The organism is Marinicella pacifica (assembly GCF_014636635.1).
In the GTDB taxonomy this organism is placed as follows: Bacteria; Pseudomonadota; Gammaproteobacteria; order Xanthomonadales; family Marinicellaceae; genus Marinicella; species Marinicella pacifica.
The window spans coordinates 1-16,188 of record NZ_BMEO01000020.1; the positions used below are offsets into that span (position 1 = coordinate 1).

Below are 16,188 nucleotides of genomic sequence, written 5' to 3' on the forward strand. Positions count from 1 at the left end.
ATTAATATACCGCATTTTGCTATGAGTAACTTCTTGTTTTTCAACTATTTTCTAAATGCACCACGGGTTTAATTTAATTTTCACAAGGCTCTCCTAAGTAGAATATGGCAATGATTTTAATTAAAAATGCGTTAAACCACAATCAAAATAAGCTTTGATTTTGACCATTTCAATAAGACATAGACGAATTGTTATTGTATATTCAAAGGCATCGCTAAGCTGAACGAACATAAAAATATATGTTCTCCCCCGGCCGCACTTGTGCCAGAAAGTCCAAATTGTCCTGACACAAAACAGCCATACGAGGATAGCCGCCGGTGGTTTGGCTGTCGCGGTGGGTGATGATGTATTCGCCGCCCGGCGTGACTTGTAAACTACCCGGCACCAGACCGGAACTGTTGATATCCACTTGCTTGTTGAGTTTTAATTTCGGGCCGGTCATTTTCATGCCCTGCCGACTGATGTGCTCGGTCATGGTAAAGGCTTGGCGGGTTAGTGATTGACGGGCATTGGGGCTAAACAAATCAAATTCAGGTCCACGCGTAACCGCTAAGCTATGGAGGGTGTTATGGGGTCGTCGAGTAAGTGGTAACTTAGGTTTGCCTTTAACCAGGGATGGCTGCTTGAGTGACAGCACATCATTTTTCTGTAACCGTCGGCCTTGAAAGCCACCCAGCTGTGCCACCGACAAGGTGGCACAACTGCCCAAAAACTTCTCAGCGACCAAACCGCCGGCAAAGGCCAAATAAGTCCACATACCGGCGGTCAAAGGCGCAATCTCAAGCTGATCGCCCCGGTACACGTCGATACAATTAGAAGTATTCTGAGGCTGTTGATTGATGTTAACACGGGCCCGGGCACCGGCCACGGCCACCGTACAATCCACATTAAATCGCAACCCAATACCGACCACATCCACTTCCAACAAAGGCGCCCTTACTTCATTTCCAAGCATGCTGTTGGCCTCACGCGCTGAAGTCTGATCCATAAAACCCGATGCCGGTATGCCCAGATGTGCATAACCGGGACGGCCGATGTCCTGAATGGTGGTCATAAACCCGGCTTTGTAAACCTCAATCATTACGACGTTCCTGTTCAAACTGATCCAGATTTATCGGCTTAAATTTAATGATATCAAGCGGCTGATAAGGCAAAACATGTGGACTTTCCCTGTCAAACAAAGTAACCGGCGTACACCCGATTACATACCAACCGGCGGGGCTGTTCAGCGCATACAACCCCGTCTGACGGTTGGCAATGGCCACACTGCCGGCCGGTGTTTGTCTGCCGGGTACCGGCTTTCTATTCAAGTGTAGCGATTTGGGCAACCCTGACAAATACGCAAAACCCGGTAAAAAACCCAAAAAACTGACGGTATAGCGCGCTTGGCTGTGGCTGGCAATCAATTCTTTTAAGCCCAAACCCGTTTGTTTCAAAACCGCATCCAGATCCGATGCCACCTGCGGATGGTAACAGACGGGAATCTCATGAATCTGCGGTTCAAATATCAGTCCTGCACTCTCTTCACAAGCCTCTTCAATGGCTGACATTATGCGGTCGTCAATACGGATTGGCTGATCAAACATCAACATAAGACTGTCCAACGCCGGCACCACGTCCACAATGCCCTCAACACGCTGCTGTCGAATATAATGCGCCAGTGTCTGGAGCCTGTATGTTTGTTGTGGGTGTGGTTTAAAAAAAATCAGCACCGCACAATCTCCATTGGCTTGCACATAACTGACTTTCAACGGCGTCATAAAGACGACAGGGTATCCGGTTGATGGTTCTGAATCAGCTTAAACAAGGCTTTGGCTGTTTTAACTGCATCGGGATGATCACCATGTAAACACAAGGTTTCGCATTCAATTGTAAGCCACTGCCCGTCATTCCCCGCCAAACCTTTATCAACAATCAGAGAACGGGCTTGTTGCATTTGCTCAGAAACACCTTCGATCAGGGCATCCCGGTGCGCCCGCGGCACCAATCGATGCCGACTTAAATAGCGCCGATCCACAAATCCTTCCGGTACAAAAGGCCATTTGGCAGACCGGGCGACTTCAGCCAGCGCCGAATGGGCCTGACCATATATCTTGACCTCACAGCCGATGGCCTTCACTGCAGCCACCACCACTTTGGCCACAGAAAAATCATCGCTGGCATCATTATACAAAGCACCGTGTGGTTTAACATGGTGTAAGCGCCCCCCCTTCGCTTCAACCACTGATTTGAGCATTTTAATCTGCTCCACCAAAGTTTGATACAACTGCACCTCAGACAAATGCATGCTGCGACGCCCAAAATTAGCCGCGTCCGGATAACTTGGGTGTGCACCGATGGCCACCGCATTCTTCAAAGCCAATTCCACACTGTGTTGCATCGTCAACTGATTGCCCGCATGACCACCACAAGCGATATTACAGGCATGGATATAGGGCATAATTTCAGCATCTTTATGCGCATTACTCAGTCGCTCGTATTCACCTAAATCACAATTAATTTCCATAAAAATAATTTTATCACAGCCCAAACATTTCTGCAGAGCAGGTATTGTCTTGAAAAACTGCCTTATTCAAGCAAGCCTGTTAAAATAAGCGTTTTTTAAATCAAGATCACTATGGGTCAAAAAATTCTGGCTTATCTGTTTTACGGCTTTTTAATTCTGATGGTGATTGCCGCTTTGATTCTGCTGAAATATCAGCTCGATCATAAAGACATCAAACAGCAGCAAATTGACAACCGTGCCAATGTGGTGACTCATAACGACTCACGGACACAGTCGTCAGACAGCACTGACAACAAGCAGACAACTACTGAAGAGACAGCAGCAACCAACGAAACTGCACAGCATGTAGAGGCAGGACCTATAATTGAGCAAACCGATAAGCTCAGTTATTTAGATATATACCACCATCGCAATCAAGCCAAAACCTGTCAGAGCATCTTCTTAAAATGGCAAAGTGAAGGTTCAAAAACGGACTTAACACAGATAATAAGCACACCATATGTTTATTACGGCGACCCAATCTATAAATTGGATCAAAAACCACCCGGCACCACAAAGCAAAAAGAATTGTTGCAACAATTAAAAGAAGGGTGTTTCGGTTTATGGTACTTGTACGGTGATGACAACCCAAACCTACAAAATGAACAATTTTTAACCACCGCTATCTTGGAGAATATAGAGCTCCGGCTGAACAAAACACCGGCAAAAACACCGCGTGAAAAAGACATAAAACAAGTTTTAAATCTCAGCCTGCAATGGCAGCATCGATTCACCGAGTTAAAGCAGGCATTGACCGGAGATAACAGCCTTACGGATGCAGAACTGACAAATATCAATAACCAAATTCAGCAACTCAGAGACCAACAAATTCAAATTGTTGATGATTTACCAACGAGAGAATTGAATTCAGATTCTTCCCGTCAAATCAACCAAATAAATCAGGAAATCAGCGAACTAAATGATGTCCTGAAGCAACAAAAAGTCAAAAATCCCGATACCATTCAACAAGCCAAAGCGGCATTTGAAGCCATCGATCAGCAATTATTTAAGCACTTCTATACGGCTTATGGCGAAGTCTTTTATGAAGCCCTGACAACCATGGTGGGCCATGACAATCTGCGTTATTTAGGCAGTGGCTTAAATACCGGCGGAGAAGCCGATCATCAACGCATAACACCGGTTAATATGGTGCTGGAAGCGAATAATTTGCGCACCAATCCATGGCATCGGGAAACAATTAACAGTGCCACCTTACTGTATTTGTGTGAGTTGGGCATGGACTGCAGTGCCACTAGTCGTCTGATGATTGATTTTTGTCTCACCGGCTATCCCAGTTATCCAACGGGTTGTGGCTTAACTGTGCCTGAGTTTTTGCGCCAACAACTCATCAGTCCGAACCAATGGACCGATGTACAAAGCCTTAAGAACAGCTACCGGGAGATTTTTAATGGATAAGCGTGGATTTCATAAGATGTTTTTAATCGTGATTGCACTGATTATTGCGGTGTTAATCCTTATCTATGTGGTGGTCACGCCGAGAACACGGGAGGCACTGCATCGACTATCACAACCCGAAACAGACACGGCGGTTCAGACAGAACACATCAGTCGGGAATCTCAACAGCCATCACAAACAGAAACACCGAAAACTGACATAAACGCTGATACTGAAACAGTGATTCCGCAGAAAACCCTAAACAGTCTGCTTGAAGAGCTTCAACCGCATACATATTCGACCGACCCTTACCTTGAAGCCCGTTCCATTTTGTCTGAAAATGCTTTTTGTTTTGCCGATGATGCAGATGGTTTTTCCAGTCATATGCACCAGGCTTTTAAAAAAGCAAACCGATTAAATGAATATAAACAATTACAACAACACTGCCGAGGCATTCTAACGGCTTACCCCACACTTCAATCCACCTTTGAAGAGATTTATCTGAATTTAAAACCAACCAGCAAGACCGGACAATTATTACAAGCCATGATTAAACGCGGCAATGAATCCAGAAGTGTCATGCAGTCACATAATGAACAAACCCTGCGCGCTTTATTAAAAAGTCAAAACGGCCCCTTACTGGCCGAACAAGCCGGTATGCCTTTTATGTACTTTAACCCGGGGGAGCCTGCACCTATCTCGCAATGGATAAACAGTCGAAATTACCGATACATCGAACAACTGTTTACATTATCACTCACCCGATTGGCCTGCCAATACCAGGGTGGCGCCGCTTGTCAGCCCGGCGGCATGGCCATGTTGATACTGTGTGCCCAGGATCCTGCGGCCTGTGGCCTTGATTTTTCAAGCTATTACCAACAAAACATCCTGCCCGGCATGCAAAAAGACGTCGATATTCTGGTTGAAAAGTTTGAGGTGATGGCTGAATCGATGTAACAAATGCCATCACCTCAAAAACAAAATGTTTAAGCCGTTCGCTGGGACGCAATGCGCAATATATCACCGAACACCCCACGTGCAGTGACCTGTGCGCCGGCACCGGCGCCCTGGATAATCATTGGCTGTTCACCGTAGGATTCAGTGTATATTTCAAACAAGGAATCACTGCCCTGTACCCGGCCCAATGGTCCGTTACCCTCCACCGCTTCAAGCGAAACCGTTAATTGTGCAGTCTCCGTGTGCATTAAATCACCGCTTAAATCACCGATATAACGCAGCACCTGACCGGGCTTTAAAGCGGCTTTTTTAGCGGCAAATACCGCATCTAACTCAGTTAATCGCTGTTTAAATTCAGCCAATTCAGGTTCCACCAGATTATCCGGTACCAGATTTTCAATGCGGACATCGTTTAAAGACACCGCTAAATCCAGTTCGCGCGCCAGAATTAACAGTTTTCTCGCCACATCCAGACCGCTTAAATCAGCCCGTGGATCGGGTTCGGTGAAGCCCTGCTCAACAGCGGCTTTCACCACATCGCTAAACGCCACGTCTTCGACCCCGAAGCGATTAAAAATATAACTTAAGGAACCTGAGAAAATCCCCCGAATGGCGGTGATATTTTCACCGGATTGATGTAAAGTTCTGATGGTATCAATCAGCGGCAAACCGGCACCGACATTAGTCTCATACAGGTAGCGTTTATTGTGCTGTTTTAATAAACTGTGCAAGCGTCGGTAGCTGTCATAATCCAGGGTATTGGCAATTTTATTGGAAGACACCAGATCATAACCGGCTGTGATTAAATCACTGTAATGGCCACATAACGACCGGCTGGCGGTGTTATCCACAGCGATGATATTCTCTAAATGATGGCGTTCCACATAATCAACAATGCTTTGGACTTGTGAAGATTGCTGACTGGTTTCTAAGCGTGATTGCCAATCAACGCCGATACCGTCTTTGTCCAAAAGCGCCTGTCTGGAATTAGCGATGGCAATAATTTTCAAATCAATATTTTTATTTGACCGTATTGAGTCGCGGGCTTTTAAAATCTGCTCGATTAACGCACCACCCACCACACCGTGACCAAACAACACCAGATGAACCCGTTTCAGTGCACCAAAAATGGCGCTGTGAATAACATTCACGGCTTTAATTAAATCACCTTTTTTCACCACTAAACTAACACTGTGACCACTTAAAGCGTTATTCATAATCAGTGGTGTGATGCGATTATTTACCAGCGCATTTAACGGCTGGCTGAAATCGGTCAGTGATAAACCCACAGCGGTAATCACCGACACCTGATCATCTAAGCAAATGTCGCTGACATCCTGACGCTTCAGATCATCCTTAAATTCATCCCGCAACACACGCCAGGCCAATTGGGCATCATCCGGGTTCACCACCAGACCGATACCGCGTTCGGCACCACTTTGGGCAATGATATTAACGCTGATATTATGTCGCGCCAAGGTGTTAAAAATTCGGCCATCAATACCAACGCGCCCCAACAAACCACGGCCGCTTAAGTTTATCAACGCCCGGTCAGACTCAGCGCTGATACATTTAATCCCAGCCTGGCTTGATTGGCCGGATATTAAGGTACCCGTATCGCCTGCATTAAACGTGTTGAGCAAACGCAACGGGATGTTCTTTTCTATCAGTGGCAGCATGGTTTTGGCATGCAAAACCGAAGTGCCCAGTTGCGCCAGCTCATTGGCCTCGTCAAAACTTAAGTGCTCTATTTTATCGGCATAATTCACCCAGTTGGGGTTGGCGGTAAAAATACCATCCACATGGGTGTAATTGGCGACCTCATCGGCGTCTAAAAAATTGGCCAGTAAAGCTGCAGTGTAATTACTGCCGTTTAAACCCAATGTGGTGGTTTCACCTTGCTCTGTGGAGGCCACAAAACCGGCCGCCAGAATCACATCATAATCCCCCAGGGCAGCCACCGACTGACAAACCGCTGATTGCGACAAATCCGCCAACGGCGTGGCACGGCTGAAATTATCATCACTTTTAAGCAGTGAACGGGTGTCTAACACGCCTGCGCGAATGCCCCGGGTCTGTAAACCGGCCGCCACCGCTTTCACCGCCATCAATTCGCCCTGGGCCAGAACCTGGTCCATAGTCTTTAAACTGTAATCACCGACCATAGCAATACCTTTTAATATCCGATTTATGAGCGCACTATTTTCCTGCCAATCCATGCTTAAGCCAGGTGGCGTTTGGTCACTGATTAGCTGCTTTAAATCCGCATGATAATCTTCACCCGTCACCGCTTTATTCACCAGATTATGTAAACGACGGGTGGTGTCACCTCTGGCTGATAACACCACCACTGTTCGACGAAGTCCTGTCAGGTGGTTTTGGATAATGTTCAATACCCGTTCAAAACCACCGTTGTCATCAGCCAGGGACTGACCGCCAAATTTAAGCACACGACTTTTTTTAAGTCTTTGTTGTTCATTTAAAATTAAACTCATAATCTCTGCGGTTTGTTGATTTTCAATCAAAAAAGCATCGTGCCCGTGAGGTGAGTTAATCTCATGATAATTAACCTGCCCCGGTGTTAAATGCCGTGTTAAAAATTGCTGTAAGTTTCGGGTGTCCGCTGCCGGATAAAACAAATCTGAATCAATCGCCACCAGATGGATCTGCGCGCTTATCTGCGCTACCCGTTTGGGGTTATTATGGATACCTGAGTCCACTGTTTTTAACAGCTGGTTCATCAGCAGATAAGACCGTAAAGAAAATCGCTTGTCTAAACTGTCACCGTGGTAATTCAGCCAGCTTTCCACCTGAAACAGCGGTTGATTGCCTTGTTTTTGGCGTTGAAACCGCTGACTGAATGATTCGGGTGTGCGATAACACATCATGGCATGCTTACGGGCATCGGCAACCGGCTGTTTGGAATTTAACAGAATCTGCTCCTGTAAATGACAATTGGCAATCAGCCAGTCAGAAGACACACAATCTGTTGCCACCGGAATAAAATGGCGGCAAATTTTTGGTGCCAAAGCCAACATTTCCCAGGCAATCCCACCGCCCAATGAAGCCCCGATTAACCCATGCAGTTCACGGACGTTTAATTTGGATAAGGCCATCAATATAATCCGTGCCATGTCTTTAGCGATAAAATCACGGTGATTGTCAATCACAAAGTCATGACTGCCATTACCGGGCAGGTCAAAAGCCAGCACAGTGAAATAATCGGTATCAATGGCCTGACCGGGCCCGACCAAATCACGCCACCAGCCGTTCTCACCACTGACCCGTGAGTTACCGGTGAGTGCATGATTGATGCAGATAATCGGGGCCTGATGCAATTCAGGCCCAAACAGCCGATAACTCACCGGTATGTGTTGGTAGTCGGTACCCGAAGTCGTGGTAAACTGATCAATAACAATCGTTTGAGACATCACCAACCTCACTGGCTTAACTGCGCAAAAGCCTGCTCAAGATCAGCCTGCAAATCTTCCAGCGCCTCTAAACCCACCGACAGTCGAATTAAATCTTGTGACACACCGGCCGCGCGTTGATCCTGTTCGCTGAGTTGTTGGTGTGTGGTGCTGGCAGGGTGAATTATCAGTGATTTGGTGTCTCCAATATTGGCCAGCAAAGAAAACAATTGAGTTTCATTGGCCACAGTTTTGGCCGCTTCATAACCGCCTGTTAAACCAAAGGTCAGAATGCCGCTTTGCCCGTGTGGTAAATATTTTTGTGCCAACTCAAAATACGGGTTGTCTTTTAAACCCGGGTAATTCACCCAGGCCACCTGTGGCTGATCTTGCAACCATTTGGCGAGTTGTAAAGCATTTTCACTGTGTTTTTTAATCCTTAAGGATAGGGTTTCTAAGCCTTGCAACGTGCCAAAGGCGTTAAAAGGACTTAAAGCCGCCCCCAGATCACGTAAACCTTCAATCCGTAACCGCGCCACATACGCCAGATTATCCAACGCCTCATGATAAATCAAGCCATGATAACCCGGTGCCGGCTCGGTAAACTCCGGAAATTTACCATTGGCCCAGTTAAAACGTCCCGCATCGATGATGACGCCACCCATACCAGTGCCGTTACCGGTGATGTATTTGGTCAGTGAATGAATCACAATATCGGCGCCATATTTGATTGGATTTAACAAGGCCGGGGTGGCGATGGTGTTATCCACAATCAACGGAATACCATGTTTATGCGCCACTTTGGCAAGGGTTTCGATGTCCAGCACATCTAATTTAGGATTGCCAAGCGATTCCACAAAAATGGCACGGGTGTTGTCTTTAACTGCCTCACACAGTTCTTGTGGATTGTCGGCATTGACAAAAGTGGTGGTTATTCCAAGTCGCGGCAGCGTGACGTTCAATAAATTAAAAGTCCCACCGTAGAGGCTCTCAGAAGCAACCACATGATCACCGGCCTTTAACAAAGTTAATAACGCCGTGCTGATGGCTGCAGTACCTGAAGCCGTTACCACCGACCCGACACCGCCCTCCAGCGCCGCCAGTCGTTGTTCCAGAATATCGTTGGTGGGATTATTTAGCCGGGTGTAGATAAACCCAGGCTCAGATAGATTAAATAAATTGGCCGCATGATCGACATCCTTAAAAACATAACTCGATGTTTGATAAATCGGTACCGAGCGGGTGCCGGCGTGTTGGGTGACATCATGACCTGCATGCAGGGCCTGGGTTTGCTGTTGTAAAGATTGTGTCATTTTTCATACCTTTGGTTAATCAAAAAATTTCGCACAACGCCATGCGTTATGTCGGATGAAAAATGTTATGAAGAAACTCTGAAAAACCACCGGACAGTGGTTTTGTTCAGTTATCTATCTTCACTGTTAGATGACAGGAAGTAGAATTTAGCACCTTCTTTCATTTATATTTATGGTGAAAGGGTTGCTAAGGCGTCGTCGGGTCTAATCCCTCGGCCTTTCTTGATAACATTTTGTCAACACAGTTAAATTTTAACTGTGTCTGCCCATATCCTACACAAATTCCCGGTTTAAAAACAAGTTTTATTTCTGAATTCCATTTGTAAGTGCAACGATATTTTAGTTGCATAAAAAAAGTAAGGTGCGTACCGTTGCACTTGCTTAATATTACAAAGGAGAATTCAGGTTATGAATCACTCATATACGCACCTTACCAGTGAAGAACGATACCATATTTCAGTTTTACGCAAAACTAAAATCTCACTGTCTGAGATTGCCCGCATATTGGGTCGTAATAAATCCACCATCAGTCGCGAGTTAGAGCGCAATACAGGTAAACGTGGTTATCGACACAAACAAGCTGGTAAACTTGCTCAGTCTCGCAAACGCAAAGGCAACAAGCAGATTACCCCTTTCGGCTTTGCCTATATCAGACATCTAATTGAACAAGATTGGTCACCTGAACAAATCAATGGTCGCCTTAAAGTCATGGGCTGGATTGATGTGCCAAGCGTTGAACGTATTTACTTGTTTATCTACGATGACAAAAAAGATGGTGGTGAGCTTTACACTCACCTTCGTTGCCAAAAGAAACGTCGCAAACGTTATGCGTCAGGCCAACAAAGACGTGGCCAGATCGTTGATAGACGTGATATTGATGAACGTCCTGCTGTTGTTGATGAGCGCAGCAGGTTCGGTGACTTTGAGGGAGACACCGTAGTGGGTAACAAACACAAAGGCGTGCTACTTACTTTTGCTGATCGCAAAACCCGCTTATGCGTTATTAGGGCCCACAAAAACCGCCGTGCAGGACTGATAGCCAGCAGTAGTATTAAAGCTCTTAAATCTTTTAATGTTCACACTGTTACTTACGACAACGGTAAAGAGTTTGCTAGACACAATGAGGTGGCAGAAGCTTTGAATATTGATGTTTACTTTGCCAAACCCTATGCTTCATGGCAACGTGGAACCAATGAAAATATGAACGGACTCATCAGACAATACCTGCCAAAATCTGCTCGTTTGGATGACGTTACTATCGAGCAAACGCAGTTTATTGAGGAGCGTTTGAATAACAGACCGAGAAAAGTCCTTGGCTACCAAACACCCCTTGAAGTATTATCTAGATGTTAGCCCGTTGCACTTGCAACTGGAATCCACCATTTATTTTTTACCTCTCATATCTTCATTTGCAACGAAATACCAAAAAGACATTGCCTTTATCCGGGTTTTTTAAATAAAATCAATGATGGTTTTTTCAACAACCTGACCATGAAAAAAAATCAGAAATTTATCCTTGAATGTGCAGACTGCAAACACCTCCACAGAAAATCATTTAAATGGCTGGAGAACACCCATCATTTTATTTGCGACGGTTGTGATACCGAACTGGATATTGATGAAATTGTGGATGAGATTTACGACAAGCCTGAACAAGAACGGTTTAAGATATATCCAAGGTAAATTATTTACCCTTTGTATCAAGGCATTGAAAACAATATATATAATCCCGATATATAAGGTTATTGTCAGTCCAAGTCGCAACGACCGTTATGCAGTACAAAGATTATTATAAAGTTCTTGGTGTTTCCAAAGAATCCAGTCAGGCTGAAATCAAAAAAGCCTACAAAAAACTGGCCCGTAAATACCACCCCGATGTCAATCCCAATAACAAAGATGCGGAAACCCGCTTTAAAGAAATCAACGAAGCCTATCAGGTTATCGGCAAAGAAGAAAACCGTAAAAAATACGATCAATTCGGCCAAGACTGGAAACACGCCGATGAGATCAACCGGGCTCGTAGCCATGCAGGCGGCCAGGGCTATCAGCAATACCAATACACCGGCAATCCCGGCGGTGAACAGGATTTTGCAGATTTCTTTGAATCTATTTTTGGCGCACAATCACGAGGTGGTGGTGCCGGCTTTGGTGGTTTTGGTGGCCGACAAACCCATTTTAAAGGCGAAGATATGCAAGCCGAATTAACCCTGCAATTAACTGACGTCCTCACCACCCAAAAACGCACTTTGACTTTAAACGGTAAAAATATCCGTATCACGGTACCTGCGGGGGTCGAAAACGGTCAACGCATTCGCCTCAAAGGCCACGGCGGAAAAGGCGTCAATGGTGGTCCTGACGGTGATTTGTACATTCGTTTTAACATTCAAAACAACACGAAATTCCGCCGTGAAAAAGCCAATTTGTATAAAACCATCGATTTAGATTTATACATCGCTGTACTCGGCGGCGAGGTGCTGGTGGATACCTTAGACGGCCAGGTTAAACTGAAAATTAAAGCCGGCACCCAGGGCAATAGTCAGGTCAGACTCAAAGGCAAAGGCTTTCCCAAATACAAAAAAGACAACGATAAAGGTGATTTGATTGTCACCTATCAAATCAAGATACCGACATCGTTGTCCGAAAAAGAACGTCAATTATTCACTGAATTAAAAGACCTTCAATCATGACTAAGCAACAACACCGAATAGAAATCACCACCCTCTGCCGTCATTACCAGGTGGAGCGGACATTTTTCAGTCTCCTCAGCGACATTGGCTTGATTGAAACCATCACCATCCAGGATAGCTTATACGTGGATGAAACCGACATCAGGCTGATTGACAAAATCATCCGCCTTCACCGCGAACTCAACATCAACCCCGAAGGCATCGATGTTATTATAAACCTGTTAGACAGAATCGACGACCTGGAACAACAACTCACCGCCTCGCAAAATCGGCTGGGTTTGTATGAAAACAATTAACCACTAAACCCTCAACTGATTTCGTTTTTGATTCAGCTCATTCCCTTTGCTGCTGAAACTATGAAAGAGTAACGAATTTCAAAGCGTTAAGAAGTTTCATTAATTAATGCATCAATACCCTCTTCCCTGATGATTTTCTTAACTACTGCCAAAGCGTCAAGATCAGTCGAAAATTGATCGTTCCAAATTGTCGATGTGCCGTATTCATCAACCACTTCAAGCACCCAAGACTCTGTCTCACCACGATAAATATCCACCTGCACGGTTTTATCATCGACCCGCATGGTTTGACACAGCGGGCTCATTTCAATTTCAAACTCATCATCCATCATCTACTCTCACAAAAATCACTCAACCACAATATAAGAACATTTAAAAAAACTTCAATTCAAGGTCTGCACCCCACCGCCATTCTCAAACAAAGTCTGGCCGCTGGCCCATTCGGACACCGGCGCGACAAAGTAAAGCATGTGCCGGCAATGTATTCGGCTTCACCCGGCTGTTTTATGCGCGTGGGTTCAAGCATCCTGGCTTTGATTTCTGGTGAACGCACATTTCTAAAGTGGCTGTACAGGTGGCACAGGGCATGAATCACATCGATTTAATAGGATGCTTTAATATCACCGCACACCATACAATTTCGCCCCTTATCTTTGGCTTGATAAAGTGCCTTATCCGCTGCTGATAACGCCTGATGCCAGGCCTTGTCGCCTTGGGCTTTAATTTCACAAACACCGATGGAGGCAGTGACAGAAATCTGTTGGTTTTCATAATAAATATTGGTTGTGGCAATGGATTTCATTAAATTATCACAAAATTTTTCCATTTCGCTTTCGGTGAGATCATCTGAAATAATCATAAATTCCTCACCACCCCAACGTGCCACCATGCGTTCAGAATTGACAAAACCAGTCAATGTTTTGGCCAGCGCTTTCAAAACTTCATCACCGGCTTCATGGCCATATTGGTCATTCACATCCTTAAATAAGTCCAAATCAATTAGCCACATCAGACGTTGATTGGGTGGATTCGGCATATTTCGTGCGCTCAGCCATTCATCAATCGCACGCCGATTACCCAGCTGTGTCAAAGAATCACGAATCGATATGGCATGTAAACGCTTGTTGGTCTGGCGTTGCCAGTAGAAATAAATAAACACTAACATGGAACCAAAAGCCACCAACAATAAAATCAATTGTCGATTATGCTGTATGGCATTCAGTTCGATTTGGTCTTTTATTTGTTGTGTCTTGAGTTCGGCCAGTTGTTTACGCTGCTGACTGTCGCTGAGCCGGGCTTGCATCTGTGCCATGGCTTCCTTATTAAAGGTATCCTGAAAATCTTCATCTATTTCAGTGGCTAATTTACGAATTGCCAGTGCTTTTATTGGTTTATTCACAGACTCATAGACATTAGACAACGCATACAAAGGATTATTGACACCCAAAAGCTGTTCTCGGTTTTCCTGTGCCTGGTAATATTGCCAAACCTCATCAGCAATTGCTAAGGCTTGTTGCGGCTGATTATTCGCAATCAGAATGTCGGCACGGTTAGTTAAACTCAGATAATAGAGTATTGACTTGTCTTCTTTTTCAGACAATATGGCCAGTGCTTTTTGATTATATTCCTGCGCTTTGACATGGTTTTTTAAGCTGATATAAACGCTGGCTAACCCACCATAAACCTGTGCCTTTCGACTATCTGGCCATTGCGGCGTCAACATTTTTTCAATTTCATGAAATACAGTCAAACTTTCGTTATAACGATGCTGCCCGTTAAGCGTCAGGGCTAAATTAAACAGCACCGGTGCCTGATAGGTAAAATCATTATGTTCAGACATCAAGGCCAGGGCCTGTCGATATATTTTAATGGCCTGATCCTCTTCTCTGATTTGGGAATGCAATACACCCAAATTAACTAATATCGGAATTTGTGCTTTTTGAATATTCAAGGATTCTGCCAATTCCATGGCCTTTTGATAATTATCCACCGCAGCCACACGTTGACCCAATTGGTGAAAAACACCACCAACTCTTCGCAATAAATTAATCTTTGCCTCTGAATCATTTATGTCATTTATCATCAGCTCTAAATCAGAAGCATAATTCAATGCGAGTTCAGTTTCATTCAAGTTAACAGCAGCCCAGGCAGCACAACCCAAAAATCCACTTACAATAAGCGGACTTTGCTGCTTTGAAAGTTGAGATAACTTCTTCTCAGCCAAGTTTAGTGCTTGTCTCGCCTGATCATCTTCAAGTGACTGACATTCATTTAAATACTGATCATAATCTTTATCAGCCAGACTTAAGTCGATGACTAAACAACATAAAACAAATGTTAACCATAAGCGTTGGAATATGTTCAATATCCCTCCTTCCATTATTAATAATAATATTAATATTAAACCACAATCTATAATTTGTTATTAAAATTTTAAGTCCATAGGGTTTTTTAAGTCTTTGAAACAGACTATTCAATAAATTGTTAAATGCTTTTTCATTTTCTGATCTAAAAAAACATAAAATGTCACTTAATTTATCTAATCGTTAGCGAGCTTTAAAACTAAATAACTCAGCTAATTAGCCTATATATGTTTACATGTAAGCGGTTTTTTCGTGACGATTTTAAGGATGTAAGGAATGCAGAGATTGTCGAGAACACTATCTGCCAGTAGGCGGCCGTTTCCGCTCCTGCTTGCTCGGCACACCTACATCCGTGTAGGCGGCCGTTTCCGCTCCTGCTTGCTCGGCACACCTACATCCGTGTAGGCGGCCGATTCCGCTCCCTGCTTGCTCGGCACACCTACATCCGTGTAGGCGTAACCACGTGAGCGCGCAGGCGCGCAACGTGTTTTATTGACCAGCGCCTGAGTTTAGTCAGTTTTTATATGCAAAAAAAAAGCCCCAACGTATGTTGAGGCTTTTCTTTTATTAGATCCTGGCGATGTCCCGATTCGCCGGTATCGTTACCGGGCTATTTAATTTAAACAGCGCAGCTGTTTTCTATCTGTGAGCTGACTTGTCAGCGTAACCACGTGAGCGCGAAGGCGCGCAACGTGTTTTATTGACCAGCGCCTGAGTTTAGTCAGTTTTTATATGCAAAAAAAAGCCCCAACGTGTGTTGAGGCTTTCTCTTTTGTTAGATTCTGGCGATGTCCTACTCTCACATGGGAACTCCCACACTACCATCGGCGATGCCACATTTCACTTCTGAGTTCGGGATGGAATCAGGTGGTGCTATGGCTCTATGTTCACCAGAAAACTGGATGCTTAAGAGATGTTCTTCTTAAGACTAATGTTTGGAATATGAATCAAAGCATGCGCTTTCAAATCTCGATTTTCATCTTGGCCTTCTAAAATAATCAGAGATTGATCTATTTGTTTAACCTGAAAATCGCTTCGGGTTATATGATCAAGCCTCACGGGCAATTAGTACTGGTTAGCTTCATACATTACTGCACTTCCACACCCAGCCTATCAACCTTGTAGTCTACAAGGGCCCTTTAGGACTCTCAAGGAGTCAGTGAGATCTCATCTTGGAAGAGGCTTCCCGCTTAGATGCTTTCAGCGGTTATCCCGTCCGAA

At 44.7% G+C, this 16,188-nt stretch carries 13 protein-coding genes, 2 rRNA genes and 1 riboswitch; of the genes, 6 read left to right on the forward strand and 9 right to left on the reverse strand.

Features of this window, described 5'->3' with window-relative positions; genetic code table 11:
- Positions 1 to 214: 214 nt before the first annotated feature.
- The 3 genes from IEV16_RS12770 to pxpA are packed head-to-tail and all read right to left on the reverse strand — an operon-like array spanning position 215 to position 2,506.
- Positions 215 to 1,081 carry a 5-oxoprolinase subunit C family protein gene (locus IEV16_RS12770; protein ID WP_188366114.1) on the reverse strand — a complete coding sequence of 289 codons (867 nt, stop codon included), beginning with the start codon at positions 1,079 to 1,081 and terminating at the stop codon, positions 215 to 217.
- Positions 1,074 to 1,760 carry a 5-oxoprolinase subunit B family protein gene (locus tag IEV16_RS12775; RefSeq protein WP_188366115.1) on the reverse strand — a complete coding sequence of 229 codons (687 nt, stop codon included), beginning with the start codon at positions 1,758 to 1,760 and terminating at the stop codon, positions 1,074 to 1,076. Before IEV16_RS12775 ends, IEV16_RS12770 begins: the two co-directional genes overlap by 8 nt.
- A complete protein-coding gene (pxpA, locus tag IEV16_RS12780; RefSeq protein WP_188366116.1) occupies positions 1,757 to 2,506 on the reverse strand; it encodes a 5-oxoprolinase subunit PxpA in 750 nt (249 codons plus the stop codon). The genes IEV16_RS12775 and pxpA overlap by 4 nt, the downstream gene beginning before the upstream one ends.
- A gap of 111 nt (positions 2,507 to 2,617) precedes the next feature.
- Between pxpA and IEV16_RS12785 the strand changes: the two genes are divergently transcribed.
- Positions 2,618 to 3,961: a kinetochore Spc7 family protein gene (locus tag IEV16_RS12785; RefSeq protein WP_188366117.1), complete on the forward strand. Its 1,344-nt coding sequence runs from the start codon at positions 2,618 to 2,620 to the stop codon at positions 3,959 to 3,961.
- Complete coding sequence (locus tag IEV16_RS12790; protein ID WP_188366118.1) at positions 3,954 to 4,898, forward strand: hypothetical protein; 945 nt, start codon at positions 3,954 to 3,956, stop codon at positions 4,896 to 4,898. Before IEV16_RS12785 ends, IEV16_RS12790 begins: the two co-directional genes overlap by 8 nt.
- Before the next feature lie 29 nt (positions 4,899 to 4,927).
- Here the strand turns inward: IEV16_RS12790 and IEV16_RS12795 are convergent, their stop codons facing one another.
- Together IEV16_RS12795 and IEV16_RS12800 are read right to left on the reverse strand one after the other, a co-directional pair.
- Positions 4,928 to 8,329, reverse strand: a complete 3,402-nt coding sequence (locus IEV16_RS12795; RefSeq protein WP_188366119.1) for an aspartate kinase — start codon at positions 8,327 to 8,329, stop codon at positions 4,928 to 4,930.
- Positions 8,330 to 8,337: 8 nt separating this feature from the next.
- Positions 8,338 to 9,621, reverse strand: coding sequence for an O-acetylhomoserine aminocarboxypropyltransferase/cysteine synthase family protein (locus IEV16_RS12800; RefSeq protein WP_188366120.1), 1,284 nt, complete (start codon positions 9,619 to 9,621; stop codon positions 8,338 to 8,340).
- 107 nt (positions 9,622 to 9,728) lie between these two features.
- A riboswitch (SAM riboswitch) is annotated at positions 9,729 to 9,853 on the reverse strand.
- 176 nt (positions 9,854 to 10,029) lie between these two features.
- Here IEV16_RS12800 and IEV16_RS12805 point away from each other — a divergent pair.
- The 4 genes from IEV16_RS12805 (at position 10,030) to IEV16_RS12820 (ending at position 12,604) form a co-directional block, all read left to right on the forward strand.
- Complete coding sequence (locus IEV16_RS12805; protein WP_188366121.1) at positions 10,030 to 10,974, forward strand: IS30 family transposase; 945 nt, start codon at positions 10,030 to 10,032, stop codon at positions 10,972 to 10,974.
- A 138-nt stretch (positions 10,975 to 11,112) separates the two neighbouring features.
- Positions 11,113 to 11,304: a hypothetical protein gene (locus IEV16_RS12810; protein ID WP_188366122.1), complete on the forward strand. Its 192-nt coding sequence runs from the start codon at positions 11,113 to 11,115 to the stop codon at positions 11,302 to 11,304.
- Positions 11,305 to 11,393: 89 nt separating this feature from the next.
- Positions 11,394 to 12,308, forward strand: a complete 915-nt coding sequence (locus IEV16_RS12815) for a DnaJ C-terminal domain-containing protein (RefSeq protein ID WP_188366123.1) — start codon at positions 11,394 to 11,396, stop codon at positions 12,306 to 12,308.
- The gene (locus tag IEV16_RS12820) at positions 12,305 to 12,604 is read left to right on the forward strand and encodes a chaperone modulator CbpM (RefSeq protein ID WP_188366124.1); all 300 of its coding nucleotides are present in this window, start codon (positions 12,305 to 12,307) and stop codon (positions 12,602 to 12,604) included. The genes IEV16_RS12815 and IEV16_RS12820 overlap by 4 nt, the downstream gene beginning before the upstream one ends.
- 86 nt (positions 12,605 to 12,690) lie before the next feature.
- Here IEV16_RS12820 and IEV16_RS12825 read toward each other — a convergent pair whose 3' ends face one another.
- From IEV16_RS12825 to IEV16_RS12840, 4 genes are all read right to left on the reverse strand, one after another.
- A complete protein-coding gene (locus tag IEV16_RS12825) occupies positions 12,691 to 12,936 on the reverse strand; it encodes a hypothetical protein (protein ID WP_229728357.1) in 246 nt (81 codons plus the stop codon).
- A gap of 269 nt (positions 12,937 to 13,205) precedes the next feature.
- Positions 13,206 to 14,969 carry a tetratricopeptide repeat-containing diguanylate cyclase gene (locus IEV16_RS12830; RefSeq protein ID WP_188366125.1) on the reverse strand — a complete coding sequence of 588 codons (1,764 nt, stop codon included), beginning with the start codon at positions 14,967 to 14,969 and terminating at the stop codon, positions 13,206 to 13,208.
- 778 nt (positions 14,970 to 15,747) lie between these two features.
- Positions 15,748 to 15,862: ribosomal RNA gene (gene rrf / locus IEV16_RS12835) — 5S ribosomal RNA — on the reverse strand.
- Between the two features lie 149 nt (positions 15,863 to 16,011).
- Positions 16,012 to 16,188 (reverse strand): 23S ribosomal RNA (locus IEV16_RS12840); the annotation flags it as partial.